This is a genomic window from Gallibacterium anatis DSM 16844 = F 149 (assembly GCF_000379785.1).
Lineage (GTDB): Bacteria > Pseudomonadota > Gammaproteobacteria > Enterobacterales > Pasteurellaceae > Gallibacterium > Gallibacterium anatis.
Genome location: NZ_KB903710.1, coordinates 1 through 18148, shown reverse-complemented (window position 1 = coordinate 18148; position 18148 = coordinate 1). Strand labels below are relative to the sequence as shown.

The 18148-nt window shown below is 38.1% G+C and carries 25 protein-coding genes; 13 read left to right on the top strand and 12 right to left on the bottom strand.

Annotated features, from left to right (window positions below; all coding sequences use genetic code 11):
* Nucleotides 1–149: 149 nt before the first annotated feature.
* Complete coding sequence (locus tag A3EO_RS0108085) at nt 150–2435, top strand: hypothetical protein (protein ID WP_018346744.1); 2286 nt, start codon at nt 150–152, stop codon at nt 2433–2435.
* 155 nt (nt 2436–2590) lie between these two features.
* Here the strand turns inward: A3EO_RS0108085 and A3EO_RS13805 are convergent, their stop codons facing one another.
* The 9 genes from A3EO_RS13805 to A3EO_RS12820 all read right to left on the bottom strand — a co-directional run bounded on the left by A3EO_RS13805 (nt 2591) and on the right by A3EO_RS12820 (nt 5962).
* Nucleotides 2591–2722, bottom strand: coding sequence for a hypothetical protein (locus tag A3EO_RS13805; RefSeq protein WP_018346743.1), 132 nt, complete (start codon nt 2720–2722; stop codon nt 2591–2593).
* Nucleotide 2723: 1 nt separating this feature from the next.
* A complete protein-coding gene (locus A3EO_RS0108075) occupies nt 2724–2957 on the bottom strand; it encodes a hypothetical protein (RefSeq protein ID WP_018346742.1) in 234 nt (77 codons plus the stop codon).
* A 71-nt stretch (nt 2958–3028) separates the two neighbouring features.
* The gene (locus A3EO_RS0108070; protein WP_018346741.1) at nt 3029–3262 is read right to left on the bottom strand and encodes a hypothetical protein; all 234 of its coding nucleotides are present in this window, start codon (nt 3260–3262) and stop codon (nt 3029–3031) included.
* Between the two features lie 69 nt (nt 3263–3331).
* The gene (locus A3EO_RS0108065; protein ID WP_018346740.1) at nt 3332–3511 is read right to left on the bottom strand and encodes a hypothetical protein; all 180 of its coding nucleotides are present in this window, start codon (nt 3509–3511) and stop codon (nt 3332–3334) included.
* An 11-nt stretch (nt 3512–3522) separates the two neighbouring features.
* On the bottom strand, nt 3523–4476 hold the full coding sequence (locus A3EO_RS0108060; RefSeq protein WP_018346739.1) for an ArdC family protein: 954 nt from the start codon (nt 4474–4476) through the stop codon (nt 3523–3525).
* A 101-nt stretch (nt 4477–4577) separates the two neighbouring features.
* A complete protein-coding gene (locus A3EO_RS0108055) occupies nt 4578–4826 on the bottom strand; it encodes a DUF2442 domain-containing protein (protein ID WP_013745171.1) in 249 nt (82 codons plus the stop codon).
* A 121-nt stretch (nt 4827–4947) separates the two neighbouring features.
* Nucleotides 4948–5151 carry a hypothetical protein gene (locus A3EO_RS0108050; RefSeq protein ID WP_018346738.1) on the bottom strand — a complete coding sequence of 68 codons (204 nt, stop codon included), beginning with the start codon at nt 5149–5151 and terminating at the stop codon, nt 4948–4950.
* 81 nt (nt 5152–5232) lie between these two features.
* On the bottom strand, nt 5233–5628 hold the full coding sequence (locus A3EO_RS0108045) for a CCDC90 family protein (RefSeq protein WP_018346737.1): 396 nt from the start codon (nt 5626–5628) through the stop codon (nt 5233–5235).
* Between the two features lie 79 nt (nt 5629–5707).
* Nucleotides 5708–5962: a CCDC90 family protein gene (locus tag A3EO_RS12820; protein ID WP_018346736.1), complete on the bottom strand. Its 255-nt coding sequence runs from the start codon at nt 5960–5962 to the stop codon at nt 5708–5710.
* A gap of 432 nt (nt 5963–6394) precedes the next feature.
* On the opposite strand from A3EO_RS12820, the gene A3EO_RS0108035 reads away from it, so the two are divergent.
* From A3EO_RS0108035 to A3EO_RS0107980, 12 genes are all read left to right on the top strand, one after another.
* Entirely contained in the window at nt 6395–6730 is a 336-nt protein-coding gene (locus A3EO_RS0108035) for an integrative conjugative element protein, RAQPRD family (protein ID WP_018346735.1), read from the top strand.
* Between the two features lie 5 nt (nt 6731–6735).
* Nucleotides 6736–6972, top strand: a complete 237-nt coding sequence (locus tag A3EO_RS0108030) for a TIGR03758 family integrating conjugative element protein (RefSeq protein WP_018346734.1) — start codon at nt 6736–6738, stop codon at nt 6970–6972.
* A 14-nt stretch (nt 6973–6986) separates the two neighbouring features.
* Nucleotides 6987–7358 (top strand): TIGR03745 family integrating conjugative element membrane protein, encoded by a 372-nt coding sequence (locus tag A3EO_RS0108025; protein WP_018346733.1) that lies wholly within the window; start codon nt 6987–6989, stop codon nt 7356–7358.
* Between the two features lie 20 nt (nt 7359–7378).
* Nucleotides 7379–7732, top strand: coding sequence for a TIGR03750 family conjugal transfer protein (locus tag A3EO_RS0108020; RefSeq protein WP_018346732.1), 354 nt, complete (start codon nt 7379–7381; stop codon nt 7730–7732).
* Nucleotides 7733–7737: 5 nt separating this feature from the next.
* On the top strand, nt 7738–8403 hold the full coding sequence (locus A3EO_RS0108015) for a PFL_4703 family integrating conjugative element protein (protein WP_013745163.1): 666 nt from the start codon (nt 7738–7740) through the stop codon (nt 8401–8403).
* Nucleotides 8387–9262: a TIGR03749 family integrating conjugative element protein gene (locus tag A3EO_RS0108010; protein WP_013745162.1), complete on the top strand. Its 876-nt coding sequence runs from the start codon at nt 8387–8389 to the stop codon at nt 9260–9262. The genes A3EO_RS0108015 and A3EO_RS0108010 overlap by 17 nt, the downstream gene beginning before the upstream one ends.
* A complete protein-coding gene (locus A3EO_RS0108005) occupies nt 9259–10716 on the top strand; it encodes a TIGR03752 family integrating conjugative element protein (protein WP_018346731.1) in 1458 nt (485 codons plus the stop codon). Before A3EO_RS0108010 ends, A3EO_RS0108005 begins: the two co-directional genes overlap by 4 nt.
* A 12-nt stretch (nt 10717–10728) precedes the next feature.
* Nucleotides 10729–11130: a TIGR03751 family conjugal transfer lipoprotein gene (locus A3EO_RS0108000; RefSeq protein WP_018346730.1), complete on the top strand. Its 402-nt coding sequence runs from the start codon at nt 10729–10731 to the stop codon at nt 11128–11130.
* Between the two features lie 14 nt (nt 11131–11144).
* Nucleotides 11145–13895: a conjugative transfer ATPase gene (locus tag A3EO_RS0107995; protein WP_018346729.1), complete on the top strand. Its 2751-nt coding sequence runs from the start codon at nt 11145–11147 to the stop codon at nt 13893–13895.
* Nucleotides 13892–14329: a hypothetical protein gene (locus A3EO_RS0107990; protein ID WP_018346728.1), complete on the top strand. Its 438-nt coding sequence runs from the start codon at nt 13892–13894 to the stop codon at nt 14327–14329. The genes A3EO_RS0107995 and A3EO_RS0107990 overlap by 4 nt, the downstream gene beginning before the upstream one ends.
* Nucleotides 14330–14381: 52 nt before the next feature.
* Complete coding sequence (locus tag A3EO_RS0107985; RefSeq protein WP_018346727.1) at nt 14382–14693, top strand: hypothetical protein; 312 nt, start codon at nt 14382–14384, stop codon at nt 14691–14693.
* Between the two features lie 115 nt (nt 14694–14808).
* Nucleotides 14809–16347: a conjugal transfer protein TraG N-terminal domain-containing protein gene (locus tag A3EO_RS0107980; protein WP_018346726.1), complete on the top strand. Its 1539-nt coding sequence runs from the start codon at nt 14809–14811 to the stop codon at nt 16345–16347.
* A gap of 60 nt (nt 16348–16407) precedes the next feature.
* On the opposite strand, the gene A3EO_RS0107975 is transcribed toward A3EO_RS0107980, so the two are convergent.
* The 3 genes from A3EO_RS0107975 to A3EO_RS12815 all read right to left on the bottom strand — a co-directional run.
* Nucleotides 16408–16671: a hypothetical protein gene (locus A3EO_RS0107975; RefSeq protein ID WP_018346725.1), complete on the bottom strand. Its 264-nt coding sequence runs from the start codon at nt 16669–16671 to the stop codon at nt 16408–16410.
* A 12-nt stretch (nt 16672–16683) separates the two neighbouring features.
* Complete coding sequence (locus A3EO_RS0107970; RefSeq protein ID WP_018346724.1) at nt 16684–17652, bottom strand: hypothetical protein; 969 nt, start codon at nt 17650–17652, stop codon at nt 16684–16686.
* A 231-nt stretch (nt 17653–17883) separates the two neighbouring features.
* Nucleotides 17884–18148: hypothetical protein (locus A3EO_RS12815; protein WP_211206178.1), on the bottom strand; the 265-nt coding region annotated here is incomplete at its 5' end.

The following is an 18148-nucleotide window of genomic DNA, read 5'->3' as shown; positions in this document are numbered from 1 at the left end:
CGCAACGCAACGCAACGCAACGCAACGCAACGCAACGCAACGCAACGCAACGCAACGCAACGCAACGCAACGCAACGCAACGCAACGCAACGCAATAAAGTCTAAAATTCTATCGTCTGCTATCAAGCACTTTCTTACAGGAGTGTTAGATGGCTAAATACATTTTTGAGTTAGATGGACAATTAGATTTCTATAAAACTTACCTGCCAAGAGTTGATAAAAGTCTTTCTATAGAGCAAATTCAAACAGATTATACCGATGGCGTATTAAATGGTAATTTATTAGAGTTTAAACTCAATATTAATGATTTAAATAACGTTTTATTTCAAGCAATTAAATATCTTTCATCAATGAGAATTAAAGGGAAGTCTATTCCTGCTAATATTCTACTTATTTCATTAAATACTGATCAAGTATATCAGTTTTATTCTAAAGATTATCTCTCTTTTATTGAAAGGGTTTATACACTAGGAGCTTCAAAAGAGAATAGTGGATTTCAGGGTAATACGCCGATAAAAACCTTTAATTTAAAAGATAGTCTTGAAAAAGAGAATTTTATTACTGTCCTAAAAAGTAAAAACTATACCAAAATTAATTTAGATGAAAATTGCATTGTTGGTTGGGGAGAGAGGTTTTATCGAGAAAATCCATTAGCAAAGAAAGCTGATTTTATTGGTGAAGAAAACGGTAAGGTGAAAATTATTGGCGAGATTCGTAAGCCAGATAAGTTTAAGCAATTTATTGAACCTTATACAGGTGATGATAATGTTAGATTTCGTTATTTAATGGATAAACTTAATGATAATTTAACACAAAAAAATTTAGGTGCATTTTATACTCCTAAATTATATGCTGAAAAATCACTTGAATTGGTGCGAGAAGCGATTAAGCGAGTTCCACAAGGCAATGATTACGTTATTATTGATAGATGTGCAGGAACTGGTAATTTAGAGCAGTTTTTGACTAAAGAAGAGTTATCACACACTATTGTTTCTACTGTTGAATATTATGAATATAAGGTACTATTTGAATTACTGGGTGATAAAGTCAGACATATTATCCCTCCTACGGAAGAAAATGATACATTTAATGCTGGTCTTGTACGTGGGGCAGATGCTTTATCTGAAGATTTTGTTCAAAGTAAATTAATTAAACAATATATTGATAATCCGAAGTGTACGATTATTTTGTTTGAAAATCCACCTTATGCTGAAACAACTAGTATTGAGCATCAAAAGCAAAAAGCTGGTAAAGCGTCATCAACTTGGAAAAATAGTTTTGTTGTACAAGAGATGAAAAAAGAGGTTAAAGGAACGGCTTCAAACGATCTGGGAAATGCTTTCATTTGGTCTGCTTTTAAATACTATTTACGCCAACCTACAGATAGTTATATTGTGTATTCGCCAGTTAAATATTGGAAAGCTCAACATTTAATTAATAAGAAATTTTTAAAAGGGTTTGCATTTAATCGTAGGCATTTTCATACCAATATTGATGCTTGTATTATGGTAGCGTTATGGAGTAATGAAGATAATGTTGAATTAACTTCATTTATTTTGCAAGCCTATAATATTGAGCAAGAAAAATTAAAAGATGATGGGGTGCTAAAAATAGAAAAAATTTTCACTAATTATAGTAAGACTTATTATGATGGAAGAAAACTTGATGGTGATTTGGATAATGGTATTTTGACAGGATTGGATGGTCTTGAAGCAAATGTATTTGTAAAAAAACGAATTTCTCCTTTATTTAATGATAATTTATTGGGCTATTTGGTTGCAGATGGTGCTGGATTTGATAATCCTGATTTGCATTCTTCTTTATTAGTTGCCGGTCGATATAATGGAAATGGCTTTTTCTTACGGAAAGATAATTTTATGGAAAAATTACCAATGTTTGCTGCAAGCCGTTATATTACATACAATCGATTTTGGACTGAACGAGCGAGAATAATGAAATCAGCGGATGGTTCAGGTGAATATTTACAAGCGGTAAAAGATGGAAAAATTTCTGCTATGTTGCAAAAGATATTATTATTCACCTGTTTAGAAACACAAAATCATATGCGTAGTTTTTCCGGTTCAGATGGTAGGTTTTATCGTAATCATCTTTGTTTGGATTGCACAAATGGAGCTACTCTGGCAATCGAAAAGCTAGTTGATTTTGAGCCAAATGAACAAGAAAAACAGTTGTTAAAGCAATGGGAGCTTGTATTTAGTAATGCGAAAAAAACGAAAAATTATGACCAAACTTTGACTTATGGTGTGTATCAAATTATAGATGAATTAAATACAAATTATAAGGACGAGAAAAATAAAACAGTTTATGATTATCCGGAATTAAATGGGCATCTTAATACGCTGAAACAAATGGTGAAAAAATACTATTTAGATGAAATTGTACCATTTTTATTTGAATATCAATTTCTGAAATAGAAGGGGTGAAAAGGATATGCTGAATGCATATCCTTTATGTGATAAATCATATCTTCACTCTTTCGGAGGTGTTATTCCGTTGCGAGCAAGAGGTAGTAATGATTTTTTAATTGAAAAAAATGATATGCCTTGCGACATATCATTTTGTAGTAAATTTAATGGTGACCCTGTTTTTTAGCTTTTAATGCAGAGCGATACTTCTCATCCGCTTCCATCATTTTTTTTACGCCATAAACCATCAACCAGGTAAGGATAGCACATACTGCTAACACGATTGATAATTTCATATTATTCCTCCTTTGTTATGCGAATAATAACTTGCCGTAAAAATCTGCCAAGCGTCAGAAAACCATATCCGATACTGATTAAAATAAGCAAATTCAGTATCTTAAAACTTAATGTATAACTGCCATACAGCATAACAGGAATAGCTAGAATTGCAACTTTAGCTATATCATCACACATTTTTGACCACGCTTCTAAGGTAGTAGTTTCAATAGGTGGTTTAAATAGGTTAAGCATAGTGTCTCCAATAAAAATAGGGATACACTATGCCCATTGGGGATAGGTATATCCCCAATGGGTTAACGTCGTTAAATTTCTTTAATAGCTAGTACTTTGTATTTTAGATAACTATTGTTTATAAAGGGAGGATGATGAATCATACATAAATCACCTACTTTCTGTTGTTTAATAGGAATTATGGAGCCTTCCCATACATATGTTTGATATGGTAGTGCTTCTGTAACCACACCATTCTCATCAGTAATGAGTCGAGTGAAATCTTGTCCTTGATCTTCAAGGATAATTTCATAACCTTTCTTCATTGTATCTCTCCAATAAAATGAGAATATACTCTACCTATTGGGGATACGTGTATCCCCAATGGGTGAATGTTAAAGCATTGATTCAAAATGTTTTATTAGCTCATCAATATGAGCTAATAAATAACAACCATATTGGTTGGTGTTTGGCATAATGCCCCAAACATAAACATAGCCATCTTTTCGGATGGCGTAACGATCAAATTTACATCTCAATTTTTCACGTACTTGTTTAATGCTTACTTTTTTCATTTTGAACCTCCTTAAGCTGCATCATATTGTTCATACTGCTCGTATAACCGCATTGTGTCGCGGATTTCGAACAAATATTCAGCTGCTTTTCTCGCTTCGCCAGAAGCGCGAAAAATGGCTTTTTTATCGGATTTCAACACTTTAATCCAGCTGTCGATGTAGCTGGCATTATTGGATATTGTGTCAAAACCCAATGCCGTGCAAACAAACGCACTGCCCATTTCGGCAATTAATTCCTCAAAAGCGTAGATTTCGTTGCCGAATTTAGCTTTTTTCGAGGTAATGCCTTCACGCTCTAATCTATCTTTATGTCCTGTTGCGTGAATCATCTCGTGCAACAGAACACTATAGTAAGAGCGTTCGGTACAGAACGTTTTCATCAACGGCATATTAATGCTGTCCGTTGATGGGCGATAGTATGCCTCATCGCCGGCGGTATGTTTTACCGCAACCCCCATACCCTCCAAAATTTGGTGAACTTCATTCACCTTTTGGAATTCAGAAGGCATCTCTTTTTCGAGATACATTTCTTCTGGGAGTCCTTCACACTGTTCAATATTGAACAGTGGATAAGCACGGATGATGGCAAATTTTTCCATTTCTGGATTGCCTTCGCTGTCTAAGATGAGATCGCCGTTATCATCTTTTTTCTCCCTTTCGATTGGAGAGTAATTGATGATACGAGTGGCTTTTTCGCCTTTTTTAATTTTGCCACCAAGTTTATTGGCGGCTTTGGCAGTCAACCATTTGGTTGACTGATAGCCTTTTTCTTCTGAGGCTATCATTAGCAGCAGGACGTTAATTCCGGTGTAATAACGACCGGAAACCGCATTTTGCGGTAAGCCGCTTACCCAAGGTTTGATCCAAGGGCGAGTGCCGCTTTCTAAGCACTGAACGATGCGATCTGTAACGTCTTGATAGACGTCTATTTTATGAGAGGCAGAGGCATTTTGTTGATTTTTCATAGCGTTTCTCCTGTAAAAATAAAGGGAAACACTATGCCCATCGGGATAATGTTTCCCGGATGGGTGAAGTGTGGAATGATAACGATTATTTCGTTATTAGTTTATGCAGATTGTTTTGAAGCAATGGTAAAATCACCTTGTCCTTTAAGAAGACCTTCAATAGAAATATCTTCATTTAAGTCATCCCAGTGGATTCCTCTTGGGCTCAGTTCATAATCTTGTAGTTGCTCAGGGCTTGCAGTCATCAAACGCGGGAACCACGCAAGTGGTACACCTATTGTTCTGGCATCATTAAGCTCAACCCACATACAATCTTTTTCAAAATAAACATTTTTAGCTGAAATACTCATACCAATGTCCATAAAAGAATAATTTATAACCTTTAAAACGTAAAATAACAGGCATAGTTACCTCGAATATATTTTAAAAGTAATATTGGCTTTATCAGGGGATAAAGTCAATTATAAAAGACTATGCGCGTACCACTAAACAATTAGATTTTGTTTGATGAGGTACAACATCAAAAAAGTGATAACTACTTTCTGATGTTTGCATTAGAAAGCGTTGATTGCCGGAAAACCAGCATTCAAGAGCTTTTTCTTTTAATCCTTGGATGAGGGACTTATCTAAATATTTAAACTCAGATAAAACCCGATAGTGAATGGAAACTTTCATATTTCCTCCAAAAAAGTGTAGGAAATATGATCACCGTGTACGGGAAAATATTTCCCACACGGGTGAATTAGATTATTTAAGTTAATTTGCTAAGCTGATATAAGTTAATAATGCACCAACAATAGCAACCACAAAGGTAATAATGGCAAAAGTTAAACGATTAATCGCTTTATAAAAATCTGTTTTAACTTCTTTGATCTCTACGCGGAGTTCCTGAATTTCAGACTTCAATTCAGTGCGAACAGCTTGAATTTCAGCTCGAACTTCCTGAATTTCATCTTTCAACTCTTGATGAGCCTGTTGAAACTCTTGTCTTGTGACGAGATCTTTTTGACTGTCCATAATAACCTTCCTTAAATTCTGTGCCAGCTCAATAGAGAGTTCCGGCGACAGACCTATTTTCCCAAATGAAGCAACTAACAATAAATAGTTTTCAGCTTCATTTGAACGAATATTAAAGATTTTGAGATCTTTCATTTAATACTCCTCTCATTAAGTGAGGAGCTTTCCTGTCGGGATTGCTCCCCACAGGGTTAGTAAAAATATTAACCGATGATTACGGCAATTTAATTAAACCGATCACTGCAATTAATACAGTAATTGTGGCAATGAAACCTCCGCCTATCGCATAAAGCAAGTGGTTTTCGGTTTCTTTTAAATCGCTTTTTGTCACCAAATGAGATTGGCTTTCTGTTAATGCTTCGTCAAGAGCATTCGCTAAGATCTCAGATTGTTCCTGAGTATAACCGTTAGCACTCAGCTTTTTGACGAAAACTAACTTATCAAAGTTTAATTTCACGGTATTATCCATAAATTTAATACTCCTCTCATTAAGTGAGGAGCTTTCCTGTCGGGATTGCTCCCCACAGGGTTAGTTAATTGTTAAACAAACACTCACCATCGTTTGCACGATAGAGGCTGGTCTCAAAGTGCTCGCAGCCTTAGCAAAGGGCGGTAATTTATTTTGAAACCCCTACCTAGGTTTAAAGGGCGACCATACATTTGACAACGTCAAACACGGCATTACAGGTCAGCCGTTATAAATGCTATCAACGATAGCGATTTATCCTTCCATTATTGATTAATGACTTTTATTTAGTCAATCTTTTTTTGATTAAACATTTAGATCAATTAGTATGTAAACTCCGGATTTTTTTTGATTTTTTTGGATAATCAATTTCCTATATCTTTCAAAATCGTGATTTTTAATACTGTGCTCTCCAGGTTTTAGGAGAACAACAGTATGTGCAAGAAATTAAAATCAATCTCTCTCGTTGCAAGTTTAATTGCAGTGTTTGCTTTCAGTTCATCTGCATTGGCAAGTGAACAAAGCGAGTTAGCACAAGCGGTTAAACAATTACAAGCTGCAAAACAATCATTACAGCGTGCACAAGCTCAAGCTCGTAATGTTCCAACTAATCGATTCTATTTCGATTATCGACAAGCCCATACCGATATCAATGTTGTCGCTACCGGCATAAATCATTTTCTAAACAATGATCGCGCGCAACCGCGACAGCCGGCGCAATTGCAATCGTTGGATGGTGATTATCTTCAGCAAAACAAAGCGGCAAGGTGATTTAAATGAGTCTTGCTACAGAAGCGTTTAGCAGCATTGCAGGAACAGATGCTGCCGGAGCTCACGATATTTTTGTTGGCTTGGTGTTGACATTTCTACTCCTTATCGGTGCTTGGATTGTATCCAGTGCTTATAAGGGAATAGATAAGGAAAATCTATCGAAAGAAGACGTTTTTGCGATGCTGATTCGTCTTGCTGTGCTGTTTTGTATTGCCTGTTATTTTCTTATTGATAAACATTAACTAAAGGAGCTTTTATGCCTAAATTTATTCAAACTTATCAAAAAGTTAAAAGTCGTGCTAAACAGACCGGTTTGGTGGTAATGGGCGCATTGCTAAGTTCGCCTGTTTTTGCTGCCGGTTTACCAAAAATGGAAGATCCATCAAGGGGTACCGGTAAAGGCATTATGGAAACGATTAAAAACTATGCGTATGACGGTGCAATTTTAGGTGGATTATTGATTGCTGCTTATGCGTTTTTGCGAGTTGCATCAAGTTGCGTCTCAACTTACGGCGAGATTTCATCTGGTAAGAAAACTTGGGGTGATTTAGCAATGCAAGCATTGGTTGGCGCAGTTTTATTGGTTGTCATTATTTGGTTAATTACTAAGTCAGCAGACATCCTGTAAGAATTAGGAGAAAAGCACGTATGGAAAAAGATGAAACTATCCAATTCCTGCCTGAGCGTCTTAACCGTCAGCCTGTTGTGTTTAGAGGGATGACCATATCCGAATTACTTGTGGTATTCGGTGTTGGTTTTGTCGTCGGATTGTTGTTGGGTATAGTCGCAACAGCACTAGTCGGAGATTGGGCTTTGATTCCAACTTGTGCACTTGGGCTTGCTTTTCTCTTCACCTTTAAGGGCGGTAATGTGATCGCCCGTTTAAAACGGGGTAAGCCTGATACTTGGCTGCCTCGTTATCTTGAACAACGTTTCAAAACCAATCGTTTACTTATTGATAAAACGGATAACCGTAAGTATTGGTCTATTCGCCGTGGTTAAAAATTATGAAAAGCAAATTTAAAAATCGACTCACAGATAAAGATTATCACATTAAGACACTGCGAATAGTCATCGCAGGGTTATTTGCCATTATTTTGTTAATGGGGATTGGCTGGTCTACTGCACCGAGCCGATTACAGATTTATACACCGCCTGATTTACGAGCAGGCAGTCAGCGTCCTTGGTGGGAGGTTCCACCCTCAACAGTTTACGGATTTGCTTATTACATTTTCCAGCAACTTAACCGTTGGCCAACCGATGGAAAAGAGGATTATAAACGCAACATTTTTTCATTAAGTAATTATTTAACGCCAAGTTGTAAAGCCTATCTTGAGCAGGATTATAAAGATAGAGACAGTTTCGGAGAGTTAAAAAATCGTGTTCGCGGTGTGTATGAAATTCCGGGACGTGGCTTCAGTCAAGATCGGGTTCAGGTTTTAAGTAAAAACGATTGGATTGTTAATCTTGATTTGAGCACCGATGAATATTACGGCGATGAAACCGTGAAACGTACTTTAGTTCGGTATCCGGTGAAAGTTGTAAGAATGGATGTAGATCTGGAGAAAAATCCGTGGGGTTTAGGACTTGATTGCTATGCAGATGTGCCTAAGCGTTTAGAAGCGGCAACAGCGGCAACAAATGAGGGAAAACAGAATGAAAATGAAAAATAGCCTAAAAACAGCACTTTTCTTAGGTGGTATAGCGTTCTTTCAGCAAAGTTATGCCGATGTGTTAATGCAATGGCAACGCACGCCGTTGGCAATAGATCTTAACGTTAATCAAGAGCGTATTATTTTTGTTGATCGCAACGTGAAAATTGGCTACCCACCTTCATTGTCTAGCAAATTACGTATTCAGAATGCCGGAGGTACACTCTATTTAAAACCGACACAAGCATTCCCTGAAACTCGTTTACAGCTACAGGATATGCAAAATGGTGAAATTATCTTGCTTGATGTTGCAGCGAATGAGCATAAAGACAAGTTGGAACCAATTAAATTAATTTATGAACCAAAATCTAATATGGATGAAATAAGCGGTGATGAAGAGCATTCACAAGATAAAAATCCACTTGCTGATATCGTACAGCCAAAGTTAACGCTTCCAGCACCGGCAGCATTGACGCGTTATGCCGCACAATCGCTATATGCACCGTTACGTACTGTTGAGCCATTAGACGGTGTACAGAGTGTGCATCACCGTCTACCTAATCATATCACCACACTATTACCAGGGCTACCAGTGAAAACTACGCCGTTGGCTGCTTGGCAACTCGGAGATTATGTAGTCACTGCCGTAAAAATTAAAAACCAGTCATATGAGATGATTAAACTTGATCCCCGTTATATCCAAGGGCGTTTTTATGCGGCGACCTATCAGCATAATTGGCTAGGCGGACGAGGATCTGCCGAAGATACTACTACAGTCTACTTAGTATCAATTGGTAGTGCTGATAAAGCAATGATCCCTGAACCTAAAAGAGTGATTAAAAAAATCAGTAAGAATCAACATCAAGGGGGCAAAAAATGAAATTGAAGCAAAATGGCTTATTAAAAATTATTGTTCCCAGTGCGGTTGCTATTGCCGTGATCATTGGGCTTAAAGTGTTTAAGTCGGAAGAAAATGCTACATCACAAACACAACAGTATGCACTTTATGATCTTAAGCCGGAAGAATTACGCGCGTTAGGGATCGAGGGTGATACGCCACAAGATACCATTCGTACCTTAATCGGTACGATTAAGCGCGCAAGACAAGATATTGCAGACGTAAAGGCACAAAACGAAGCATTAATGAAGAAGAACAAAACTCTCACAGATAAAAGTGAGAGTGTTGATGAGCAAATTCAAGCTGCATTAGCGCAGGAGCGCAATGCGATGTCGATTGAATTTGAACAAGCATTACAGCAACGCACAGAAAGCCTAACAGAAGAGCTGGAAAAACGCCTTGCTAATCTGTCAGCGTTGGAAAGTAAAGTTCAACCCAGCGAGACAAAAAAGGATGATGCCAATTTATTCGCAGCAGAATCCGGAAATGGTGAGGATTTTCCTATTGGTAATACTAGCGGCGGTATGCAATGGGTAATGCCGGCAGATATGCAAGCTTTAGATCGTAACGGTAACCCTGTCACAGCCGGTCAGCAAGCAGAACAGTTCGGTTTCCCTAGTCTTTTTAGTGAACTGGATAAGTCTGCATTAGGTAAGGCGCACGAAGACTTCACTGGCAAGAAAAAAGGAACATCAGCAGAAGAGAAGCCTCCTGTGCCTATTTATACCTTGCCGGAAAACTCCACCTTAATTGGATCGGTTGCAATGACAGCATTATTGGGTCGCGTACCGATTGATGGTGTAGTAAGCGATCCATATCCATTTAAAGTGCTTGTAGGCAAAGAGAATCTCACTGCGAACGGGATGATGTTGCCGAATGTAGAGGGGGCAATTTTATCCGGAACGGCAAGCGGCGACTGGACGTTATCTTGTGTACGAGGCAAGGTGATGAGTATCACATTGGTATTTAATGATGGACGTGTTCGCACTTGGCCACAAAGCAAACGCAGTAGCAGTAGTGGCAACAGCGATGGAATTGGTTGGATTTCAGATCCATACGGTGTGCCTTGCGTACCGGGTGACCGAAAAACCAATGCACCGGAATACCTCACTTCTAATTTCCTTTTAGGCGGTGTTGCCGCTGCAGCGGATGCTTATTCACAAAGTCAAACAACGACCGTAACTGATGGAGCAAGCGTGGTGAGTGCGGTAACGGGTGATCAAGGCAAATACTTGATGGGACAAGCGTTGGGAGCCGGTTTAAAAGATACAACAGAGTGGTTAAGAAAACGGTTTGGACAAACATTTGACGCAATTTATGTACCGCCGGGTCATCCTGTCGCTATTCATTTGACACAGTCGATTGATATTGATTATGAGCCAAATGGGCGAAAAGTGAACTACTTAAATAACAATCAACGCAAACAACTTGATTAAGAGGACAACACAATGAAAAAGATAATGAGTTTGACGATTTTACTTGCTGCTGTGATGAGTTTAGCCGCTTGTTCTACCTCGCAAGAAAAGTTGTTGCCAAGAGGTGATCAGACGATGTTGGACTTGTGGCAAAAGAAGAGTGGTAACGGTAATTTAATTCCGACACGACAGAATGTTGCTCAAGATCCAGTACGTGCGGTTAATTTTCAAGAACAAGAGAGTTATACCAGAACGGCAGAAAATGAGATCACTAATCTTTTCCCACGCTTACCAAATCCCGATTTGGTGATGTATATCTTTCCTCACCTCTCTGACACGGCTGAGCCAATGCCGGTTCCCGGATATAGCACGGTAATTCCTTTTTACAGCCGGGTGCAGTATGCGCAAGCCGGCGAGCGTTTAGCGACTTATTAATGGTAGTGAGGCAAATGATGAGTGAAACAGTGAATACCGTAATAAAACGTGAGCCTTACACAAATGCCGATTACAACAAAACTTTTGAGCAATGTAGCTCATTTGTGGGACGCTTGCCGTGGGTCGAATTTCTTGATGATGATAATGCAATTTTGTTGGAAGACGGTAAGTCAGTTGGTGCAGTGTTTGATGTCAAGCCAATTGGTACAGAGGGGCGTTCAGTTGCTTATTTGAATCAACTTAGAACGCAAATAAAAGATGCCTTGCAAGATAGTTTTGAAGAACGGGACTCACATCCTTGGGTTGTGCAATTCTATTGCCAAGACGATGATGTTGCTGAGGACTACAGAGAGGCACTCGCTCGCTATATTCAGCCTAATGCGCAAGGGGCAGCTTTCAGCGAAGCGTGGCTGAATTTAATGGGAAAACATTTACGAGATATTGCGAGCCCAGAGGGATTGTTTATTGATACAAAAATTACCAATACGCCGTGGCGTGGGCAATTACGCCGTACCAGAATGGTGATCTATCGCTACGTTAATCCCAAAGGCAAAGAAAAAGAGGAGTTGCTTGAACCGTTAGAAGCACTGAATAACGCTTGTGAACGCGTGCTGAATGCGTTGCAAGGTGCAGGTGTACGCCTTGAAAGACTTAATGGCAAGCAAGTGTATCAATGGCTGTTACGTTGGTTTAATCCGGCGCCAACGATAATGCCTGCTGCCGATTTTTATCAGTCAATGCAATATTACAAAGATAGTGATGAGCCGGATGATTTAATGATTTGGGAAGATTTTGCCGAATCATTGTTTGTGCAATCGCCTGTTTCAAAAGGGGATTACTGGTATTTTGATGAAAAACCTCACGAAGTCATTGTTGTTGATGCGTTGCGTAAAGCACCCGGAGTTGGATTATTAACAGGTGAAATGCAACGCGGCGATAACTGTAATGCTTTGTTTGATCTGCTGCCACAGGGCACCATAATGGTAATGACGATTGTGGTTTATCCGCAAGATTTACTGGAGCAGCATATCCTCAATATTATGGATAAAGCAAAAGGTGATAATACTGAATCGCGTTATGCGAAACAGGACTGTATGACGGTACAGCAATATTTGAAAGACAAACACAAAATGTACCGCAGTAGTTTAGCCTTTTATGTTCGAGGCGATGATGACGATGATTTAAGTAAAAAAAGTCGTAAATTACGCGCAATATTGCTTGGAAATGGACTTGTCCCAGTGAGAGAAGGGGATGAAATTGCACCCCTTAACAGCTATTTGCGTTGGTTACCGATGGTGTTTAATCCGCAGGATGATCGCAAACAACTCTATACCAAATTCAATTTTGTTCAGCATATCGCAAACCTATTACCAATTTTCGGACGTTCAACCGGTACTGGACATCCCGGAATTTCATTCTTTAATCGAGGCGGTGCACCGCTTGATTTCGATCCGTTGAGTAAAAAAGACAGAACAAAAAATGCGCATCTTTTGATGCTAGGGCCAACCGGAGCAGGGAAGTCAGCAACGCTCAATGGCAAAATTGCACAGTTGATGGCTGTGTATCGTCCTCGATTATTTGTTATTGAAGCCGGTAATTCTTTTGGGTTGATGGCTGATTATGCCGCATCACTGGGATTGAGCGTGAATAAAGTTACATTGAAACCGGGCAGTGGCGTCACTTTACCGTTATTTGCTGATTGTCACAAATTAATTGAGGATAACTCTATTACTGACCGCTTGTCAGAAGGTGCAATTGAAGTTGAAGAAAACAACGAACAGGATGACGGTGATGATCAACGCGACATACTCGGTGAAATGGAAATTACTGCGCAGCTAATGATTACCGGCGGAGAAATCAAAGAAGCTGAAAAACTCTCACGTGCAGACAAAGCAATTATTCGTAAAGCGATTATGATGGCTGCCGAAGTAACCTATCAAGCAAAACGACAAACATTAACCTCAGATATTAGAGATGCACTCTACCAGTTGAGCCGTGACGAAAGTCTACCTGAAACTAAACGTGAACGGATATTTGATATGGCTGAATCATTGGGAATGTTTTGCCAACCAGGTAGTTTTGAAGCAGAACTTTTTAATCGTGAGGGGGAGGCGTGGCCAGATGCAGATATTACTTTAGTTGATTTGGCGACCTTTGCCCGAGAAGGCTATGAGGCACAATTGGCTATCGCTTATATCTCGTTAATTAATCACATCAATAGTCTTGGGGAGAAATACCAATATTCAGGGCGACCAATCGTCAATATAACGGACGAAGCTCACATCATTACCGTCAATCCACTGTTGGCCAGATTTTTAACGAAAGGGTCAAAAATGTGGCGTAAGCTCGGTATCTGGCTATGGCTAGCCACACAAAATATGAAAGACTTCCCGAATGATGCGAAAAAACTTATCAATATGCTTGAATGGTGGGAGCTGTTATGCGGTGTTGATGATTACGAAATCGGTGAAATTTGCCGATTTAAACCGTTGACGGAGGAGCAAAAGAGCTTAATTCGTTCAGCACGCAAAGAAGATAAAAAATATACCGAAGGTGTGGTGTTATCAGACAGCATCGAGGCGCTGTTCAGGGTCGTACCGCCGAGCCTATATCTCGCACTGGCAATGACGGAACCGGAAGAAAAGGCGGCGAGAATGCAGTTAATGCGACAACATAACATTAGTGAACTTGAAGCCGCATTTCTGATTGCGAAACAGTTGGATAAAGCGAGAGGCATTAAAGAAGATGAAGGAGAATCTGAATGAACGTGATACGTCTGTTTGAAAATAAAGTGCCACCGTTTGAGCGTTTGGAAATTCAGCCGATGTTTAAAGCGGCATTGAAGCGATTAATTGAAGTGATCAGTGCTTGCACCGGTCATTTACGCTCGATGCAGATTAAACCTTATCTGATTTACCAACAACAATATGTGCGCGTGTTGTTTATTGGCGACGTGGGGCGTTTTAACCTTACCATCAACATCGCCGGACACACCCAATTCCCAGATTTTTCTGCACCTAGGTTGCGTTTTTATATGGCGGTCGTGGATGAAATGGAAGCGTATTATCTTGTCGATTTGTTGCATAACACATTACTTAGTGATCCATTTTCTAATGATCAACCAGTATCGATATCGCCGTTATCCCCAATCTCTGTGCATAACACTGTGGATAGCTGGTTAGGAGCAGGAAAATGTTAAAGAAAAATAAATTACTTGCCGATTTAGTTCAACTTTTAAACAGGAGAATGTGATGACAAAACAAAAACTGTTACAGGGTGGCAAATTTCTACTGATGATAGCAGCGTTATTGCTGTTATCTCTCCTGCTGCTTGCATTGGGGATGCACGCTTTTCCGGGAACTCAGATTAAAGCCTTTTTCGAACATTACCAAGCAGTATTTTTGGTTTGGCGAATTTGTTTATACGGAGTGGTGCTATTTTTAATGTTGAAAATTGCATCGAAGAGTGAGTTTTGGAAACAACGAACAAAACGTCCAATGGTGTTGTTTGTGGTGTTTATCGCCGTTTCCGAACTCTCTGTTTTAATCTCTCATTGGAGGTAAATAATGAAAAAGATGAAAAGACGTTGTTGTGTTTATGAAAAATTATCCTGCACAAAGAAAATGCGCAAAGTACAGCATTTGAAACATCTTCAACAACAATTAAGGGGAGGATATTATGCTAGATGTGCAATTAGTTACAAATAGCTATTTTGAGTATTTTCTCACCTTATTAGGTTGGGTTATTAATAATACAATATGGGATACTTTTGTAGAAACAGGCTTATTTGCTACGCCATTTTTAGCCCATATAATCAGACTTTGGTTAAAAGTGCGTGAAGAGGGTGATGATGAGGGTAATAAAGGCAAATTATTGCTAAATCGTATTGAACACGCTTTCTATCTTAGCATTGTTATTATTGTATTTACCTGTATGCCGTTAATGACAGCTTCTGTAAATACTTTAGTATTTGATGAAACGCGAGCGAAGCAATGTGGATATCAAACAATCAAACCTCAAGAAAGTGTCCTAAAAGATATGCAAACTACATTAGATGGACAACAGGCTAAGCTACCGCTTTGGTGGGCATTCACAACAGTGTTAAGCAAAGCAGTAACACAGGCAGCTATCACCGCTATTCCTTGTTCAGTTGATGTTAGGCAATTACGTTTTGATGTCCAAAATACTCAAGTAACCAGCCCAGTTTTACGCCAAGAAATAACAGACTTTTTTCAACAATGTTATGTTCCGGCACGTAAAAAAATTAAACGCAAGCAGGCTGAAGTGAATGAAGCTCAAGCAAGAGATCTTGATTGGATTGGATCAAGGATAATGGTAGAAACACCGGGATTATATGATAATTATCGTTCGCAGATGCCTCGTAAACAATGGCCTTATGATCCAAAACGTGATCAGGCGTTGCCGAATACCGGCAAAGGTGGATTCCCGAAATGCAATGAATGGTGGGATGCCAATGGTATCGGGTTAAAAGCAAGGATTTTAGAGCAATATAATCCTAATTTATTACAACGTTTTAATAATTGGCGAGCCGGCAATTTATCTGGGTTAAAAAGCAAACTGTCAGATGATGATCTCCTAGTTCGTACATTGATTCAACCTCAACGCATTGCTGTTCAAAATGGAACGAAATATCAAAATCTTTCTGATGTGAGAAATAATACCGGTTTAGGTGTTGTAACAGAATGGGGATCAGAAATGTTATCTTTTTTTGGGGTAACTACTGGGAATGCGGTGGCTTCTCCTGGTTTTGATGCAATGCGGCAAGCGTTACCAATGATTCAGGGTTTTCTCGCTATGGCTCTGGTGATCTCTATCCCGTTTATAATGTTATTTAGTGGTTATAGCATTAAAGCAGCAATGACAATAACATTTATGCAATTCGGGCTTTATTTCTTAACATTCTGGTGGGAGCTCGCGAGATGGCTGGATAGTTGGTTATTAACTGCAATGGGTGATTTTTCAACTATTACAGCACCAAGCGACAGCAGTATCGTCAAATTGGTTATTGGTGCGATGTTTATTGTATTACCAGCATTCTTTATGATGGCGATGGGAAAAGCCGGAGTTGAGGTTGGGAATATTGCTAATAATTTAGCTCTAGGAGCTAAAAAAGCTGAGGAGAGTGGACAACGATATTCTCAAACAATAGCTAATGTAGCTGATAATAAAATCCAAGGTAAAATTGGATTGAAGTAGAAGTAAAAGATTCCCTACCTAACCGGGTGGGGAATTTTTTAAAATTAATTCTTTTAGTGATTAGGAATCATCTTCATTATATCCGTAGTATGGATGTTGACCATCAAGATTATATAATTTTATTCCCTCACCAGAAACAGTTGTAACTTCAGGATTTTTACTGGAATTATTCAATCGTTCATCATCAGATGAGCTCTTAGATCCCAAATGAAATACTAACGAAAAAATTGCCACTATAATTTTTACTGATATAAAAAATACATTGGTAATTAAGGAAACAATGATACTAACAAATTTGTTTGTTTTGTTGGTTTGTGTGTCCATAATATTCACCTGTTATTTGAGTATGTATGTGATAATATTGTTGATAAGCGATAAAAATCCTTTCTCATTTTTTGTATTTGGTTCATATAAACCACTATTTTGAGTGTTATTCTTGCCCTCAAGGATATGTTTTTCTTGGGAAAGACGATTTTTCCTATATTGAGCTTCTTCTTTTCTAATTATATCGTTATTTAATGCTGTAAGTCTTTTATCTACATTGTCTACTCTAGAAGACAATTCAAACATACTATCTAAGTTTTTCCAAGTATATTTTATATCCCTTTGAGGGTTAATTAGATCGCTATTTGAATATATAGTGTTAAATTCTAAGTTTTTATTATATAAATATTTTATTTCTTTTACTCGTTCATCTTCATCCTGAATAGTATTAAGTTCATCTAATTTGTTAACAAATACAGACAAAATATCGTTATATGTAAACAATAAAGCTGTTAGCAAAATTCTTCTAGAGAAGTTGGCATTATAGTATGGCGGTTCATTATCATTAATTGTTGAGAAAAAACCAAAGCCATAGGGATCTATCACCTCATAAAAAGCATCTTTACTTTCTCTGTATTTGTCTTTAGTTATTGTCTTGCTAGATCTGATGTATTTAGACATTGCTTCAACAATTTCATCAGTAAATAAGTCAGATGCGATTTCACCATTTTGGGTACGATTATTTTCTATATGGCAAATCATTTTCCAATGGTATTGACCTTTTTCCGGAGTGTTATCTAGCTTAGATAAACGACAACTTTCTATCTTTACTTCAATGATCTTTTTATATATTGAATTTTCAAAAAAAACTAAAATCCACTGATCATTTGTTTCATTGGTATAGAAACTACTGGAGTTTAAGACAGTATCGCTCAAAAATTGGATACTTTCGTTTTTTCTGAACTCTAGTTTTTTTAATCCATCCAGCTCTTTGTAATTTGATACATATGGAAAAAATTTTGCTATAAATGTACGACTCATTGTTGGACTTAACACCAAATATAGTAACCAATGAAAAAAATCTACATCATAAATCGCAATATGTAAAGCCTATTGATTAAAAAGTGTGACAAAAATCAGAAGAGAGAGGACGCTTGATGAAACGCTTTAAATGCTTTTGCTATCGCTAACATTGCCATATGTTTTGATTGTTCGAGAGTATAACCTTTTTTATTTTTTTGATAAGAATCTATTGCCTTTTCTCATTGCCGCCTATTTTATTTTTTCGTAATAGGTGAGGGAGGCATCTATCTCTAATGATTTTGCAAATGCATCACAAACATCTGTAACTTCATCATTGTCGCTAGAATTAGTATATCTTTTACTTTTTGGCTTTACAGGTTTATTCAACCGTTTCTCAAGCGAATCAACCCCCGCACTTACTACTTTTTGAGTTGAAGAAGAAAAGTTATTTTTGATAAATTTGCCTAATTTATATCCAAAGGTTTCTGACATAAATCCTCCTTTATTTGATAAT

What these genes read in the sequence shown, in the direction of transcription:
- A3EO_RS0108065 (WP_018346740.1), bottom strand. Translation starts at nt 3,511, where the DNA reads ATGAAAAAAGTAAGCATTAAACAAGTACGTGAAAAATTGAGATGTAAA.
- A3EO_RS13805 (WP_018346743.1), bottom strand. Translation starts at nt 2,722, where the DNA reads ATGAAATTATCAATCGTGTTAGCAGTATGTGCTATCCTTACCTGGTTG.
- A3EO_RS0108005 (WP_018346731.1), top strand. Translation starts at nt 9,259, where the DNA reads ATGAAATTGAAGCAAAATGGCTTATTAAAAATTATTGTTCCCAGTGCG.
- A3EO_RS12820 (WP_018346736.1), bottom strand. Translation starts at nt 5,962, where the DNA reads ATGGATAATACCGTGAAATTAAACTTTGATAAGTTAGTTTTCGTCAAA.
- A3EO_RS0108020 (WP_018346732.1), top strand. Translation starts at nt 7,379, where the DNA reads ATGGAAAAAGATGAAACTATCCAATTCCTGCCTGAGCGTCTTAACCGT.
- A3EO_RS0108030 (WP_018346734.1), top strand. Translation starts at nt 6,736, where the DNA reads ATGAGTCTTGCTACAGAAGCGTTTAGCAGCATTGCAGGAACAGATGCT.
- A3EO_RS0108085 (WP_018346744.1), top strand. Translation starts at nt 150, where the DNA reads ATGGCTAAATACATTTTTGAGTTAGATGGACAATTAGATTTCTATAAA.
- A3EO_RS0107980 (WP_018346726.1), top strand. Translation starts at nt 14,809, where the DNA reads ATGCTAGATGTGCAATTAGTTACAAATAGCTATTTTGAGTATTTTCTC.
- A3EO_RS0107985 (WP_018346727.1), top strand. Translation starts at nt 14,382, where the DNA reads ATGACAAAACAAAAACTGTTACAGGGTGGCAAATTTCTACTGATGATA.
- A3EO_RS0108075 (WP_018346742.1), bottom strand. Translation starts at nt 2,957, where the DNA reads ATGCTTAACCTATTTAAACCACCTATTGAAACTACTACCTTAGAAGCG.
- A3EO_RS0108060 (WP_018346739.1), bottom strand. Translation starts at nt 4,476, where the DNA reads ATGAAAAATCAACAAAATGCCTCTGCCTCTCATAAAATAGACGTCTAT.
- A3EO_RS0108070 (WP_018346741.1), bottom strand. Translation starts at nt 3,262, where the DNA reads ATGAAGAAAGGTTATGAAATTATCCTTGAAGATCAAGGACAAGATTTC.
- A3EO_RS0107990 (WP_018346728.1), top strand. Translation starts at nt 13,892, where the DNA reads ATGAACGTGATACGTCTGTTTGAAAATAAAGTGCCACCGTTTGAGCGT.
- A3EO_RS0108015 (WP_013745163.1), top strand. Translation starts at nt 7,738, where the DNA reads ATGAAAAGCAAATTTAAAAATCGACTCACAGATAAAGATTATCACATT.
- A3EO_RS0108025 (WP_018346733.1), top strand. Translation starts at nt 6,987, where the DNA reads ATGCCTAAATTTATTCAAACTTATCAAAAAGTTAAAAGTCGTGCTAAA.
- A3EO_RS0108010 (WP_013745162.1), top strand. Translation starts at nt 8,387, where the DNA reads ATGAAAATGAAAAATAGCCTAAAAACAGCACTTTTCTTAGGTGGTATA.
- A3EO_RS0107975 (WP_018346725.1), bottom strand. Translation starts at nt 16,671, where the DNA reads ATGGACACACAAACCAACAAAACAAACAAATTTGTTAGTATCATTGTT.
- A3EO_RS0108045 (WP_018346737.1), bottom strand. Translation starts at nt 5,628, where the DNA reads ATGAAAGATCTCAAAATCTTTAATATTCGTTCAAATGAAGCTGAAAAC.
- A3EO_RS0108050 (WP_018346738.1), bottom strand. Translation starts at nt 5,151, where the DNA reads ATGAAAGTTTCCATTCACTATCGGGTTTTATCTGAGTTTAAATATTTA.
- A3EO_RS0108035 (WP_018346735.1), top strand. Translation starts at nt 6,395, where the DNA reads ATGTGCAAGAAATTAAAATCAATCTCTCTCGTTGCAAGTTTAATTGCA.
- A3EO_RS0107970 (WP_018346724.1), bottom strand. Translation starts at nt 17,652, where the DNA reads ATGAGTCGTACATTTATAGCAAAATTTTTTCCATATGTATCAAATTAC.
- A3EO_RS0107995 (WP_018346729.1), top strand. Translation starts at nt 11,145, where the DNA reads ATGATGAGTGAAACAGTGAATACCGTAATAAAACGTGAGCCTTACACA.
- A3EO_RS0108055 (WP_013745171.1), bottom strand. Translation starts at nt 4,826, where the DNA reads ATGAGTATTTCAGCTAAAAATGTTTATTTTGAAAAAGATTGTATGTGG.
- A3EO_RS0108000 (WP_018346730.1), top strand. Translation starts at nt 10,729, where the DNA reads ATGAAAAAGATAATGAGTTTGACGATTTTACTTGCTGCTGTGATGAGT.